The sequence below is a fragment of the Streptomyces sp. NPDC004327 genome (genome assembly GCF_042873935.1).
Classification (GTDB): Bacteria; Actinomycetota; Actinomycetes; order Streptomycetales; family Streptomycetaceae; genus Streptomyces.
The window spans coordinates 213,766-227,602 of the sequence record NZ_JBIAME010000001.1 but is presented as its reverse complement, the minus strand read 5'-3'; the positions used below and the strand labels follow the sequence as shown (position 1 = coordinate 227,602).

The 13,837-nt window shown below is 73.3% G+C and carries 12 protein-coding genes; 8 read left to right on the top strand and 4 right to left on the bottom strand.

Translation table 11 applies throughout. The annotated features are described in order from the left end of the window. The first annotated feature begins 36 nt into the window (after positions 1-36). The 6 genes from ACFYU9_RS00885 (at position 37) to ACFYU9_RS00860 (ending at position 7,336) form a co-directional block, all read left to right on the top strand. Positions 37-1,242: a serine hydrolase domain-containing protein gene (locus tag ACFYU9_RS00885; RefSeq protein WP_389341082.1), complete on the top strand. Its 1,206-nt coding sequence runs from the start codon at positions 37-39 to the stop codon at positions 1,240-1,242. A 158-nt stretch (positions 1,243-1,400) separates the two neighbouring features. Next, the gene (locus ACFYU9_RS00880; protein WP_389209559.1) at positions 1,401-2,282 is read left to right on the top strand and encodes an alkaline phosphatase family protein; all 882 of its coding nucleotides are present in this window, start codon (positions 1,401-1,403) and stop codon (positions 2,280-2,282) included. 1 nt (position 2,283) lies between these two features. Then, positions 2,284-3,621: an MFS transporter gene (locus ACFYU9_RS00875; protein ID WP_389341079.1), complete on the top strand. Its 1,338-nt coding sequence runs from the start codon at positions 2,284-2,286 to the stop codon at positions 3,619-3,621. Continuing rightward, positions 3,618-4,643, top strand: coding sequence for a TolB-like translocation protein (locus ACFYU9_RS00870; protein ID WP_389341076.1), 1,026 nt, complete (start codon positions 3,618-3,620; stop codon positions 4,641-4,643). Before ACFYU9_RS00875 ends, ACFYU9_RS00870 begins: the two co-directional genes overlap by 4 nt. A 141-nt stretch (positions 4,644-4,784) precedes the next feature. Next, on the top strand, positions 4,785-5,195 hold the full coding sequence (locus ACFYU9_RS00865) for a hypothetical protein (protein ID WP_389341073.1): 411 nt from the start codon (positions 4,785-4,787) through the stop codon (positions 5,193-5,195). Next, a complete protein-coding gene (locus tag ACFYU9_RS00860; RefSeq protein WP_389341070.1) occupies positions 5,192-7,336 on the top strand; it encodes a tetratricopeptide repeat protein in 2,145 nt (714 codons plus the stop codon). Before ACFYU9_RS00865 ends, ACFYU9_RS00860 begins: the two co-directional genes overlap by 4 nt. 6 nt (positions 7,337-7,342) lie before the next feature. Here ACFYU9_RS00860 and ACFYU9_RS00855 read toward each other — a convergent pair whose 3' ends face one another. Continuing rightward, positions 7,343-7,993: a TOPRIM nucleotidyl transferase/hydrolase domain-containing protein gene (locus ACFYU9_RS00855; protein WP_389341067.1), complete on the bottom strand. Its 651-nt coding sequence runs from the start codon at positions 7,991-7,993 to the stop codon at positions 7,343-7,345. Between the two features lie 128 nt (positions 7,994-8,121). Between ACFYU9_RS00855 and ACFYU9_RS00850 the strand changes: the two genes are divergently transcribed. Further along, on the top strand, positions 8,122-8,508 hold the full coding sequence (locus ACFYU9_RS00850; RefSeq protein ID WP_389209547.1) for a VOC family protein: 387 nt from the start codon (positions 8,122-8,124) through the stop codon (positions 8,506-8,508). Positions 8,509-8,651: 143 nt separating this feature from the next. On the opposite strand, the gene ACFYU9_RS00845 is transcribed toward ACFYU9_RS00850, so the two are convergent. After that, entirely contained in the window at positions 8,652-9,176 is a 525-nt protein-coding gene (locus ACFYU9_RS00845) for a hypothetical protein (protein WP_389341064.1), read from the bottom strand. Next, positions 9,173-10,771 (bottom strand): cytochrome c oxidase subunit I, encoded by a 1,599-nt coding sequence (ctaD, locus tag ACFYU9_RS00840; protein ID WP_389342926.1) that lies wholly within the window; start codon positions 10,769-10,771, stop codon positions 9,173-9,175. The genes ACFYU9_RS00845 and ctaD overlap by 4 nt, the downstream gene beginning before the upstream one ends. A 471-nt stretch (positions 10,772-11,242) precedes the next feature. Between ctaD and ACFYU9_RS00835 the strand changes: the two genes are divergently transcribed. Continuing rightward, on the top strand, positions 11,243-12,856 hold the full coding sequence (locus ACFYU9_RS00835; RefSeq protein ID WP_389342923.1) for a GAF domain-containing protein: 1,614 nt from the start codon (positions 11,243-11,245) through the stop codon (positions 12,854-12,856). A 50-nt stretch (positions 12,857-12,906) separates the two neighbouring features. Here ACFYU9_RS00835 and ACFYU9_RS00830 read toward each other — a convergent pair whose 3' ends face one another. Beyond that, on the bottom strand, positions 12,907-13,629 hold the full coding sequence (locus tag ACFYU9_RS00830) for a response regulator (protein WP_389209544.1): 723 nt from the start codon (positions 13,627-13,629) through the stop codon (positions 12,907-12,909). Between the last annotated feature and the right edge of the window lie 208 nt (positions 13,630-13,837).

Genomic DNA, 13,837 nt, shown 5'->3' with positions numbered 1-13,837 from the left:
CGCCGCGCCACCACCGTCATCCGTCAGAAGAGGCAGATGACCGGCACCGTCACCACCACCGTCATCCGTCAGAAGGGGCAGATGACCGGCGCCGTCACCACCACCGTCATCCGCCAGAAGGGCAGACCCATGCGACCGAACCTCGACCCCGCCGCGCTCCAGGCGGCCCTCGACGACCTCCACGGCGCCGGCATGCCCGGCGTGTTCGCGGAAGTCGGCGACGGCGACCAGGTGTGGCGGGGCGCCGCAGGCGTCGCCGACCTGGAGACCGGGCGTCCGGTGACACCGGACATGCGGCACCGCGTCGGCAGCATCACCAAGACCTTCACCGCCGCCGCGGTGCTCCAGCAGGTCGAGCGCGGCCGGATCGGGCTCGACGCGCCGGTCGGGGAGCTGTTGCCGGACCTGGTGCCGGGCGAGCGCGGACGGCGGGTCACGGTGCGGATGCTGCTGAACCACACCAGCGGTTTCGCCGAGTACATCCCGTACGCCTTCCCGTCCCTCCAGGGCGCGCCCTGGGACGTGTCGCCGCGGAGCCTGGACGCGTACCGCTTCCGGAGGTGCGACCCGGCCGAACTGATCGCGCTGGGGCTCGCGGCGCCGGCGCCGGCCGAGCCGGGTGGCACTCCGGGCGTCTACTCCAACACCAACTACCTGCTCCTGGGGCAGTTGCTGGAGAAGGTGACGGGTGCGCCGGCGGAGGCGTACATCGAGGATCACGTCATCGCGCCAGCCGGACTCCGGCACACCGCGTTCCCGGACGGCCCGCGTGTCGAGGGGCCGCACTCACGGATGTACGAGGGGCTGTGGGGCACGCTCGAACCGCCGCGCGACTACAGCGAGTACGACATGTCGTGGGACATGGCGGGCGCCGGTCTGGTGTCGACCGTGGCGGATCTGAACCTCTTCTACGGGAAGCTGCTCGCCGGCGAGGTCGTCGGCGCGGCGGCGCTGGCCGAGATGCGGCGGACGGTGCCGGTGATCGCCCTGGACGGGTCGACGATCGAGTACGGCCTGGGCCTGGAGAAGCTGATGATCCCCGGGTGCGGGACCTTCTGGGGGAACCGGGGCACGGTCTGGGGCGCGGGGGCCATGTCGTTCACCCGCGAGGACGGCGGGCGCCGGATGTCCGCCGCGGTCAACCTGATGCGGTGGAGCAAGCCGGACGCCTCGGGGCAGCCGCAGCCGCATCCCGTCGACGGCGCGATCAAGGCGATGTACGCACGGGCGCTCTGCGGCTGAGGCCGGTCGGGGAGAGACTGGCAGGTGAGGAGGTGCGTGCGCGTGGTGGCACGAGACGTTTCCCGGGTCTTCACGCGGAACACCTTCCACGTTGTCATGCTCACTCCTAGCCTGCCGGTTGCACCGCTCCGTAGTCCCCACCCTCAACCGGAGGTACCGTGTCCGGCGCGCCCAGGAATCGCCGCACCGCTCTTCTTTCCGCCCTCGGCCTGGCGGCCACGTCGATCGGCCTGTGGGCCGGCTTCGCCGGCACGTCGCAGGCCCAGGCCGCGGCGACCGTCCCCACGCCCGACCACGTGGTGGTCGTCGTCTTCGAGAACCACGCGTACAACCAGGTGATCGACAGCTCCAGCGCCCCGTACATCAACTCGCTGAAGGCCGGCGGCGCCAACCTCACCGAGTCGTACGCCGAGACCCACCCCAGCCAGCCCAACTACTTCGCGATGTTCTCGGGGTCCACCCAGGGCATCACGGACGACTCCTGCTACACGCCCGGCTTCTCGTCCGCGCCGAACCTGGCCTCCGAGCTGATCGCCGCGGGCAAGACGTGGAAGAGCTACAACGAGACGCTGCCCAGCCAGGGTTCGACCACCTGCAGCAGCGGCAAGTACGCGCGCAAGCACAACCCCTGGTTCGGCTTCAGCAACGTCCCGACCTCGTCGGCGTACACGATGACGCAGTTCCCGACCGACTACACCCAGCTGCCGCAGGTGTCGTTCGTCGTCCCGAACCTGTGCAGCGACATGCACGACTGCTCGGTCGGCACCGGTGACACCTGGCTGAAGAACAACCTGGGCGCCTACGCGACCTGGGCGAAGAGCCACAACAGCCTGCTCGTCGTGACCTTCGACGAGGACAACCGCCTCGCCGGCAACAAGATCGCGACTGTCCTGTACGGCCAGCAGGTGGTCCCGGGCTCGACGTCCGCGACCACGTACAACCACTACAACCTGCTGCGCACGATCGAGGACATGTACGGCACCTCGCACGCCGGCCAGGCCGCCAACGCGGCCCCGATCACCGGCATCTGGACGCCCTGACGTGTACGTAGCGGACAGTCGCAGCACCCCCGCGACGGCCGCGACGGCCGCCGCCCGGGACCTCGGTCCCGGGCGGCGCGCCGCCGTCGCCCCGACCGTGCTCGCGCTCGGCACGGTCAGCCTGGTCACGGACGTGTCCTCGGAGATGGTCACGGCCGTGCTGCCGCTCTACCTGGTCGCCGGGCTCGGCCTGTCGCCGCTCGGCTTCGGCCTGCTCGACGGCGTGTACAACGGTTTCAGCGCGCTGGTCCGGCTCGTCGGCGGCCATCTCGCCGACCGCGGCGGCCGGCACAAGACGGTGGCGGTGCTCGGCTACGGACTCTCGGCGCTGTGCAAGCCCCTGCTCCTGGTGGCGGGTTCGCTGCCGCTGATCGGCGCCGTGCTCGCCGCCGACCGCACCGGCAAGGGCCTGCGGACCGCGCCGCGCGACGCGCTGATCTCGCTCGCGTCGCCCGAGGAGTCGCGCGGCCGGGCCTTCGGCGTGCACCGGGCGATGGACACCGCGGGCGCCCTGATCGGCCCGCTCGTCGCCTTCCTGATCCTCCGTCAGGCGGTGGACGGTTACGACGCCGTGTTCACGGTCAGCTTCTGCGTGGCCATGCTCGGCGTGCTCGTCCTGCTCCTGTTCGTGCCCTCGCACCCCAAGGCCCCGGCGGCCCCGGCGCCCGACGGCGCGCCACGCGCCTCGCTCAAGGCCGCGCTCGCCCTGCTCCGGTTGCCCGACGTGCGCCGACTCGCGCTGTGCGCCCTGCTGTTGGGGCTCGCCACCGTCAGCGACTCCTTCGTCTATCTGCTGCTGCAGCGGCGCCTCGGCGTCACCGACCGCTGGTTCGCGCTCCTTCCGATCGGCACCGCCGCCGCCTTCCTGCTGCTCGCCGTGCCGCTGGGGCGGCTCGCCGACCGGGTCGGCCGCTGGCGGGTGTTCCTGGGCGGCCACGCCGCGCTGCTGCTCGTCTACGGGGCGCTGCTGAGCGGCTGGCAGAGCCCGGCGCTCCCCTATCTGGTCCTGGCGCTGCACGGCGGCTTCTACGCGGCGACCGACGGCGTCCTGATGGCGGCGGCGGCCGGCTGCGTACCGGCCGAACTCCGTTCGTCAGGGCTGGCGTTGATCCAGACGGGCCAGGCGCTGGCCCGGTTCTGCTGCTCGATCGCTTTCGGCGCGGCCTGGACCGCCTGGGGCGACCGCTGGGCGATCGGCACGGCGACGGCCGTGCTCGCGGCGTGCGCGGCGACGTCGTTCGCCCTGCGGCCCGCGTCCCCGGCCCCGGCCCCGGGTCCGACCCCGGGTCCGGCCCCGTCCCCGCCCACCGCCCCGGTTTCGAAGGACACGCCCGCATGACCCTGCGCAACAAGCTGTTCGTCCTGCTCGCGGCGCTCGCCGTGCTCGGCGGAGTGGCCGCCGCCTCACTGCTGCACGCGGCCGACCGGGCCGCCGAGAAGGACCGCCCGCAGGCCGGCGGTCCGGCGGTCGAGTCCGGGCACGTCTCGCTCGCGGCCGGAGCCGACCGCCGGATCGTCTTCCGCAACATGGCCTGGGGCCCGCACCGCGACGAACTGGTGACCGTGCCGGCCGGCGCCCCCGGCGGTCCGCGCACCGCGTCCGGCGTGAAGTGCCTGCGCTTCTTCGCGGCCGGCGGCACCGGGATCTGTCTGCAGGCGGTGCGCGGCGCGGTGGAGGACACCTACCGGGCCGTCGTCCTGGACGCGTCGCTCAAGGAGAGGGCCCACTACCCGCTGCCCGGCATCCCGACGCGCGCCCGGGTATCGCCGTCGGGGCGGCTGGTGGCATGGACGGTGTTCGTCGGCGGCGACTCGTACGCGAGCGCGAACTTCTCCACCCGCACCGCGGTCCTGGACACCGCGACGGGCCGGCTCACCCAGTCCCTGGAGGAGTTCCGGGTGATCAAGGACGGCAAGGACCACCACGCCGCCGACACCAACTTCTGGGGCGTCACCTTCTCGCGCGACGACCGGCACTTCTACGCCACGATGGCCACCGCCGGCCAGACCTATCTGGTCCGCGGCGACCTGACGACCCGTACCGTCACCACGCTCCACCAGAACGTCGAGTGCCCCTCCCTCTCCCCCGACGAGACCCGCGTCGTCTACAAGAAGCGCGTCGCGGGCGCCTCCACCGACGCGCCCTGGCACGAGTACGTCCTGGACCTGGCGACCCTGCGGGAGACCGCCCTCGCCGAGTCCCGCAGCGTCGACGACCAGGCCGTCTGGCTCGACGCCCGCACGGTCTCCTACTCCCTGCCGGGCGACTACGGCGCCGACCTCTACACGGTCCCGGCCGACGGCTCGGGCGCGCCGAGGCGCCTGCTGACGGCGGCGCTGGCACCGGCGTTCCTGCAGTGACGGAAGCGCAGGAGGCTCGGGGCTGACGCACCCTCATGTGCTCTCTGCGATAAGGCAGTCGGGGAAGGCCGCACATCAGTATCGCCGGGGCCGCAGCCTGGCCTAGGGTGGCGCCGCCGACCAATCCCGAGGGGGGACGTGATGGACGCGGAGATCGCGACTCTGGCGAGTACCGCCGGGACGACGCTCGTGACGCTGCTCGCCACCGACGCGTGGCAGAGCATCAGGGACGGCATGACGGGCCTGTGGCAGCGCGTCCGGCCCGACCGCGCTCCGGCCGTCTCGGCAGAGCTGGAATCCAGCCGGGAGGACCTGGTCAGGGCGCGGGCCACCGGGGACCAGGAGACCGAGGCGGAGGTGCGGGCGGAGTGGCAGGGCCGCATCCGGCGACTGCTCGCCGCCCACCCCGAACTGGCCGAGGACCTCCGCACGCTCCTCGCGGACGTGTCCCCCGGCGCTCCCGCCGTCCCCCAGGTCACCCAGCACGCCACCGCCTCCGGCCGGTCCAGGGTCTACCAGGCCGGCCGCGACCTGCACCTGGGCCAGTCGTGAGCGGCCGCAACGACGCCCGGGCCGAGGGCCAGGGGCGCGTCTACCAGGCGTCCGGCGACCAGCACATCGTCGAGCACCACCATCACGGCCCCTCCTGGGGCGGACCGGACTCCGTGCGGCGGCCCGCCGTCGGCCGGGCGCCGGTGGTGCTGCGCGACCGGGTCGACCTGATGGACCGCCTGAAGGCGGCCGTGGACCGGGGCGCCGGCGACGAGGTGCTCGTCCTGCACGGGCTCGGCGGCTGCGGCAAGACCGCCGTCGCCTACACGCTCTTCCAGCACGCGACCGCCGGCGGCGCCCGCCTCGGCTTCTGGGTGAACGCCTCGGACCAGGCGTCGCTGCGCGCCGGCATGCTCGCCGTCGCCGCCGACCGGGGCGCGGGCGAGGGCGAACTCGTCGCCGCGCGCAGCGGGCTCCGGGCGGCGGCCGACCTCGTCTGGGAGCACCTGGACCGGTCCGGTCACCCGTGGCTGCTGGTCCTCGACAACGCCGACGACCCGGCGGTGCTCCGCGACGGCGGCTGGCTGCGCGGCAGCCCGCGCGGCACCGTCCTCGTGACCACCCGTCAGGCGGCCGTCCACTGGTGGCCCGCGGCCCAGCTGCTCCACGTCGGCGTGCTCCCGCGCGCCGACGCCGCCCGGGTCCTGTGCGACATCGCCCCCGGCACGGGCACCGAGGAGGAGGCCGCGGCCATCGCCGACCGGCTCGGGCGGCTGCCCCTCGCCCTGACCCTGGCGGGCGGGTTCCTCTCCCACCAGGTCATCCGGCCGTGGACGATGAACGAGTACGGCCGCCACCTGGAGGGCGACCAGGGAGTCGACCCCATCGAGCTGATCGACCAGGGCGCCGCCGAGCCCGGCGACGACTCGCGGCACCTGGTCAGCGGCACCTGGCAGATCTCCATGAACCGCCTCGTGACCAGTGGACTGCCCGAGGCGGTGACCCTGCTCCGCCTGCTCGCCTGCTGGTCGGGCGACCCGCTCCCGCTCGCCCTGCTGACCGGCGCCGCGCTGGGCCCGATCCTGCCCGCCACCCGCGTCGAGTCGGCCCTGCGCGGCCTGCTCGATCATTCACTGACCGAACTCGTACCCGACGGGGTACGGTGCCTGCGCACCCACGGCGTCCTGCTCGACAGCGTCGCCCGCGGCACTCCGGACGACGAGCACGAGCCGCTCGCCGCCGCGGCCGCCCGCCTCCTCGCCGCCGCCCTGCCGGCGGTACCGGAGCGCGGCACGACCGACACCGGCCTCGGCCTGCTCGTACCCCACGTCCTCGCGCTGCTGCGGCGCGTCCGCGACCGGCCCGCCGTGCGCCGGGAGACGGCGGAGGCGGCGGTGGAGTGCGCGCTGCGGCTGTCGACGGCACTGCACCGGACGGGCGACTACGTTTCGGCGCTCGCCCTGACGGAGCGGGCGCGGGAGCTCGGCGAAGCGCGCCTCGGCGGGGACCACGTACTGATCCTGGGCCTGCGGGAGCGGGCCGGCCGCGCCGTCTACCGGCTGGGGCGCTTCGAGGAGGCGGAAAGGATGCTGGAGCAGGTGCTCGCCGACTCGGAGCGGGCGCTCGGTCCGGCCGCCCTCCAGACGCTGAACTGCTGCGTGGCGCGGTCGCGCCCGTTGTACCAGCGCGAGGAGACGGCCGAGGCGATATCCCTCATGCGGCGAGCCGTGCTTGGCCGGTCCGAGCAGTTGGGGGCGTTTCACCCGTTGACGCTCATGGTCCGGGCCCACCTTCTCGAAGTGCTTCCGGGGCCCGAGCTGGACGCCGAGGCACCGGCCGGTCCGCAGCTCCTCGACGACTGCCTCAGGGAACTGGGCCCGGACCATCAGATCACCATGGCCGTCCAGCTCGACTGCGCCTATGCCCTGTTCTACACCGGGCATCCGGTCGAGGCGCTGCCGCTCGCCCGCGAGGCCCTCGCGGCCCACGAGCGGCACTACGGCCCCGACTATCCGATCGCGCTCTCGGCGCGCCACCTCCTCGCCAACGTCCTCGCCGCGAACGGTGAACGTTCGGAGGCAATTAACCAGTTGGCGCGGGTTGTCGAGGGAAGGGAACGGGTGCTCGGCCCCAGGCATCCGTGGGCGGTGGAGGCCCGCGAAGACCTGGCACGCCACCGGGAAGCGGAAACCCGCCCCTGACCGTCGTCACAGTGCGCCCAGCAGGGCCTCCAGCGGCGCCGGCACCCGGTCCTCGTCGAGCGCCTCGACGAGGACCCTGCCGTAGTGGATCTTGCGGCCCTTCTTCGTGCCGAGGAAACGGCGCAGTTGCCGGTCCGCGGCGCGGCCCTGCTGGGCGGGCTGGCGGAGGAAGGTCTCCAGGGCGCGCCGGTCGCCCTCGGCGCGGACGAGTTCGGTGACGCGGGGCACGCCGAGCGCGCGGATGAGCTCGTCCTCCAGATCGGCCGCGCAGACGAAGAAGGCGTCCGGTTCGGCGCCCGCCCGCTCCAGGCCGCGGGCGTAGTAGCCGTGCTCGCGTTCGTCGCAGAGGCCGGTGAGGCGCAGGCCGAGGCCGGGCGGGCCGAGGAGGCGGGCGAAGCGGCCGACGTTCATGGCGCCGCCCATCGGCAGGACGCAGACTCCTTCGGCCGCCAGGTCGCGGCCGCGGCGGGCGGCGAGGGCGGCGACGGCGGCGAGGTCGCTGAGCCCTTCGAGGAGGACGACGGTGCGGACGGGGAGCCGGGCGGCCAGCTCGCGCGCGGTGTCACCGGGCTCGACGGAGCCGCCGACGGCGTCGGCGGCCGCCCAGGCGAGCGCCGCCTCCCGGAACTCCCTTACGGCATCGGATACATGGAGCATTCCGTCAGCCTATCCGCGCGGGCCTGGGCACCCCGGGTCCGCCGGAGCACTTGCCCTCCGGCCGCGCGCTGACCATGATCATTTCTGTCCGGCCCCAACCGTTCCCACCGAAAGTCGACGGTCCCTCCATGCGCGTCAAAGCCTTCGACCACCTCGTCCTCAACGTGACCGACGTCGAGCGGGCGCTCGACTTCTACACCGGCCTCCTGGGCCTCGCCCCCGAGCGCGTCGAGGAGTGGCGGGCCGGCGAGGTGTCCTTCCCGTCCGTGCGCATCGACGAGAGCACGGTCATCGACCTCTTCGCCCGGTCGCGGGGCGAGTCCAACGTCGACCACATCTGCCTGGTCGTGGACCCGCTGGACTGGCAGGAGGTCATCGACTCCGGGACCTTCGACGTCGTCGACGGTCCGGTGCCGCGCTGGGGTGCGCGCGGTTCGGCCCAGTCGGTGTACGTGAAGGACCCCGACGGCAACACGGTCGAGCTGCGCTGGTACCCGCAGGACGTCGAGAGCTGACGCGGCCCGACCCCCGGCACGGCGACGGCGACGGAGCGCCCCGCCCGGTCCAATCCGCCGGGCGGGGCGCTCCTCTCCATGGCGCCGGGCAATGGCCTCGGGTCAATGCCCTCGGGTCAATGCCCGCGGGTCAATGGCGCCGGTCAGTGGCGCCGGGCGCTCACGGCCGTCGCCGCGAGCAGCGCGCAGGCGGCGAGCGCCGCCGGGACCGTCGCCGCCAGGGCGAACGGGACGCCGTGCCGGCGGGCCCAGGCCAGCGCGATCGCCGCCGCCAGGGCGAGGCCGAGGCCGGCGCCGGCCGTACGGGCGAAGGCCAGCGGGCGCGGCGGGCCGCCCCGCGCCGGGGCGGGCACCTTCAGGGCGGTCCAGCAGGCGGCGTCCTCCCGCTCCTCCCGGCGGCGCAGGACGGCCGCGCGGACGCGGAGCGCGAGGCCCGCGCCGGCGCCGGCCGCCGCCAGGGCGAGGAGCGGCCGGGCGGGCACGCCCAGGAGGAGGAGCAGGGCCGTGGCGGCGGTGGTGGCCCAGCCGGTGAGGCAGGCGGCCGCGGCGAGGCGCCGGGAGACCGGGCGGTCGGCGCCGGCGCGCAGGTCGGCGAGGGCGGGGACGTACCAGACGCAGCCGGACGCGGTCACGGCGGCGATGCCCAGGGCGGGCACGGCCGGGTTCACCGGTGGTTCTCCAGCCGGTCGACCGCCGCGAGCTCCGGGTGGTGCAGGTCGAGCGCCGGGGACTCGTTGCGGATCCTGGGCAGGGCGAGGAAGTTGTGCCGGGGCGGCGGGCAGGACGTCGCCCATTCCAGGGAGCGGCCGTAGCCCCACGGGTCGTCGACGGTGACCTTCTTCCCGTACCGGCCGGTCTTCCAGACGTTGTAGAAGAACGGCAGGAAGGACAGGCCGAGCAGGAACGAGCCGACGGTGGAGATCGTGTTGAGGGCGGTGAAGCCGTCGGCGGCGAGGTAGTCGGCGTACCGGCGCGGCATGCCCTCGGCGCCCAGCCAGTGCTGGACGAGGAAGGTGGCGTGGAAGCCCACGGTCAGCGTCCAGAAGGTGATCTTGCCGAGGCGTTCGTCGAGCATCTTGCCGGTGAACTTGGGCCACCAGAAGTGGAAGCCGGCGAACATCGCGTACACCACCGTGCCGAACAGCGTGTAGTGGAAGTGCGCGACGACGAAGTACGAGTCGGAGACGTGGAAGTCCATCGGCGGCGAGGCGAGGATGACGCCGGTCAGACCGCCGAAGGTGAAGGTGACCAGGAAGCCGGTCGCCCACAGCATGGGCGTCTCGAAGGACAGTGAGCCCTTCCACATGGTGCCGATCCAGTTGAAGAACTTCACGCCGGTCGGGACGGCGATGAGGAAGGTCATGAAGGAGAAGAACGGCAGCAGCACACCGCCGGTGACGTACATGTGGTGCGCCCAGACGGTCACCGAGAGGCCGGCGATGGCGATGGTCGCGGCGACGAGGCCGATGTACCCGAACATCGGCTTGCGCGAGAAGACCGGGATGACCTCGGAGATGATGCCGAAGAACGGCAGCGCCAGGATGTAGACCTCCGGATGTCCGAAGAACCAGAAGAGGTGCTGCCACAGCAGCGCGCCGCCGTTGGCCGCGTCGAAGACGTGCGAGCCGAACTTCCGGTCGCATTCGAGCGCGAAGAGCGCCGCCGCCAGGACCGGGAAGACCAGCAGGACGAGCAGCGAGGTCAGCAGCACGTTCCAGGTGAAGATCGACATCCGGAACATCGTCATGCCGGGGGCGCGCATGCAGATGATGGTGGTGATGAAGTTGACCGCGCCGGCGATCGAGCCGAATCCGGACAGCGCCACGCCCATGATCCACAGGTCGGCGCCGAGCCCCGGCGAGTGGACGGCGTCGGAGAGCGGCGCGTAGAGGAACCAGCCGAAGTCCGCGGCGCCGCCCGGGGTGAGGAAGCCGCCCGCGGCGATCAGCGAGCCGAAGAGGTAGAGCCAGTAGGCCAGCATGTTCAGCCGGGGGAAGGCCACGTCGGGCGCGCCGATCTGGAGCGGCATGATCCAGTTGGCGAAGCCGGTGAACAGCGGCATGGCGAACAGCAGCAGCATGACCGAGCCGTGCATGGTGAACGCCTGGTTGAACTGCTCGTTCGACATGATCTGCATGCCCGGGCGGGCCAGTTCCGCCCGCATCATCAGGGCCATGACACCGCCGATGATGAAGAAGAACAGCGCGGAACAGAGATAGAGCGTGCCGATCTGCTTGTGATCGGTCGTGGTCAGCCAGCTCACCCAGGAGGGCCGGTGGCCCGCGCCCTCGCCGACGGCCGGGCCGTCCGGGGGCGACGGCTCCGCCGGCTGCTCCACCTGACTGCTGCGTGGCTGCGTCTGTATCTGTGCCTGTGCCTCGTCCACCGGACGGCGACCTTCCTTCTGCGGTGCGGGAAACGACCGGAAGCGACCGCACACGGGGGATTCAGACGGCACGCTTCCGGCCGCCCCAGATGATCGCCGCAGCGCCCCCCGCCCCCGATAGGGTCGAACAGACCTCCGCGGAGCTGCGGATACGGGCCGAACGGCCCCTTCCATCCGGTACGGGACGATCGCGTACGCTCCCCCCATATGACCGACACCGCTCCGCCCCAGGGCCAGGACCCGGCCCTGGCACCGGCACCGGCCCGGGCCCCGGCCCCGGCATCGACCCGGGCCCCGCACGCGCCGTCCACGCCGCCGCCCTGGCCGCGGCTCGACGTGCCCGAGCGGATGCACGGCCTGCTCACCGCCGTCATGGACCTCGGCCGCGACCTCGAACTCCCCCAGGTCCTCATGAGCATCGTGGAGGCCGCGGTCAGCCTGACCGACGCCGAGTACGGGGCGCTCGGCGTGATCGGCGACGGCGCGCAGCTCTCGCGCTTCCTCCCGGTCGGCATGGCCGACGCGCTCGCGGCACGCATCGGCCCCGCGCCGTGCGGCCACGGCATCCTCGGCGAACTCATCCGCAACCCGGCCCCGTTGCGCCTCGACGACCTCAGCCGGCATCCGAGCAGCTTCGGCTTCCCGGCCCACCACCCGCCGATGCGGACCTTCCTGGGCGCGCCGATCCGCGTCCGCGACGAGGTGTTCGGCAACATCTACCTGACCGAGAAGCGCGGCGGCCGCGCCTTCGACGCCGACGACGAGGCGGTGCTCACGACGCTGTCGATGGCGGCGGGCGTGGCGATCGACAACGCCCGGCTCTACCGGGACAGCCAGCGCCGCGAGCGCCGTCTCGAAGCGCTCGGCGAGATCACCAGGGCGCTGCTCGCGGGCACCGCGACCGACGACGTGCTGCGGCTGATCGCCCGGCGGGCCATGGAGGTGGCCGACGCCGACCTCGCGACCGTGCTGCTGCCCTCGGGGCCCGCCGGTGACCTGACGGTGCAGGTGGCGCACGGCGACACCGCCGAGCTGGTGCGGGGCGCGGTGCTGCCGGCCGCCGGTTCGCTGGCCGGGCTCGCGGCGCGCGCCCGCGGCCCCGTCGTGACGACCGACGTGCGCACCGACCCGCGGGCCCTGCCGCTCGGCACCGCCGGCGACGCGCACGGGCCCGTGGTGGCCGTGCCGCTGCCCGTCGACGACGCCGTGTGCGGAGCGCTGCGGCTGAGCCGGAAGGCGGGCCGACAGGGCTTCGACGCCGCCGAGACCCAGCTGATCAGCGGCTTCGCCGACCAGGCGGCGATCGCGCTCGAACTGGCCCGGCGGCGCGCCGAGTCGGAGGAGCTGGTCGTGCTGCACGACCGGGACCGCATCGCGCGCGATCTGCACGACGTGGCGATCCAGCGCCTCTTCGCCACCGGCATGACGCTGCAGAGCGCGACCCGGACGATCGAGGACACCGGGGCCGCTGAGCGGGTCACCCGGGCCGTGGACGACCTCGACGCCACCATCCAGATCATCCGCTCCACGATCCTCCAGCTGCGCACCGCCAACGACGACCGCAGCGGCCCCGCGCTGCGCCGCAGGCTCGCCGAGACGACCCAACTGGCCGCGCAGCACCTGGGGTTCACACCCTCGCTGCGCATCACCGGGCCGGTCGACAGCACCGTCCCGGCGGCGCTGGCCGAGCACGTCCTCGCGGTCGCGGCGGAGGCGCTGAGCAACGCGGCGCGGCACGCGCGGGCGAGCCGGGTGGACGTCGTGCTCGCCGTCCCGGACCCGGCCGACCTGCTCGTCCTCACCGTCACGGACGACGGGGCCGGGCTGGGCCTCGCCCGGCCGACGGGCGGGCTGCTCAACATGGGCGCGCGGGCGGAGCAGTGCCGGGGCAGCCTGCGCGTGGACGTGCCGGACGAGGGCGGCACGCGGATCACCTGGAGCGCGCCGATCGCCGTGGACTGACCAATCCGACACGTGAGGTGACGTCTCGTCAGACTCAGGGGCCGGTTGGTTCAGGACTGGTCGGGGGCGCGGTGGGCCTCGCGGAGCCGTTCGGCGATCATCGCGGCCTGTATGCGCCGGCCCACGCCCAGCTTTCCGAGGATGGACGACACCCGGTTCTTCACCGTCTTCTCCGCGAGGAAGAGCCGGTCGGCGATCTGCCGGTTCGTCAGGCCGAGCCCGATGAGGTCGAGGATCTCCAGCTCGCGCGGCGACAGCCGGTCGAGCTCACCGGGCACGGTGGCCGCGGGCTCCGGTGCGGGTTCGCGGATCCGGGCCATCACGCGGGCCGTCATCCTCGGGTCGAGGAGCGACTTGCCCGTGGCGACCGTGCGGACGGCGGCGATCAGGTCCGAGCCGCCGATCTGCTTGAGCACATAGCCGGCCGCGCCGGCCATGATGGCGTCGAAGAGGGCCTCGTCGTCGTCGAAGGACGTCAGCATCAGGCAGGCCAGGTCCGGCAGTTCGGCCCGCAGCTCGCGGCACACCTCGACGCCCTCGTGGTCGCCGCCGGTCGCGCTGCCGAGGCGCACGTCGAGCACGGCCACGTCCGGCCGGGTCGCGGGCACCCTGGCGAGCGCCTCCCGGGCGTTCGCCGCCTCGCCGACGACCTCGATGTCGGGTTCGGCTTCGAGCAGGTCGCGCACGCCCCGGCGGACGACCTCGTGGTCGTCGAGCAGGAAGACCCGTACGGGGGTGCGGGCGGGCTCGGCGGAGGGGTCGGCGGTCAGCACGGACGCCCCGCCCGGGCCGCATCGAGAAGGGGGAGGTCCGGGCGGACGGGCACCGCCGGGAGGGCCGGCCGGGCGGCCGGTCGAGTGGTGGGGCAGGGCTTCACCGAGAACTCCTGGGCAGGACGACGGCCGGGCCGAACGCCCTGCCGTGCGAGAGACGAGCGCCAGTATGGCAACGCCGGGGGTGGGCCGTTCGGCCCCGGTCCCC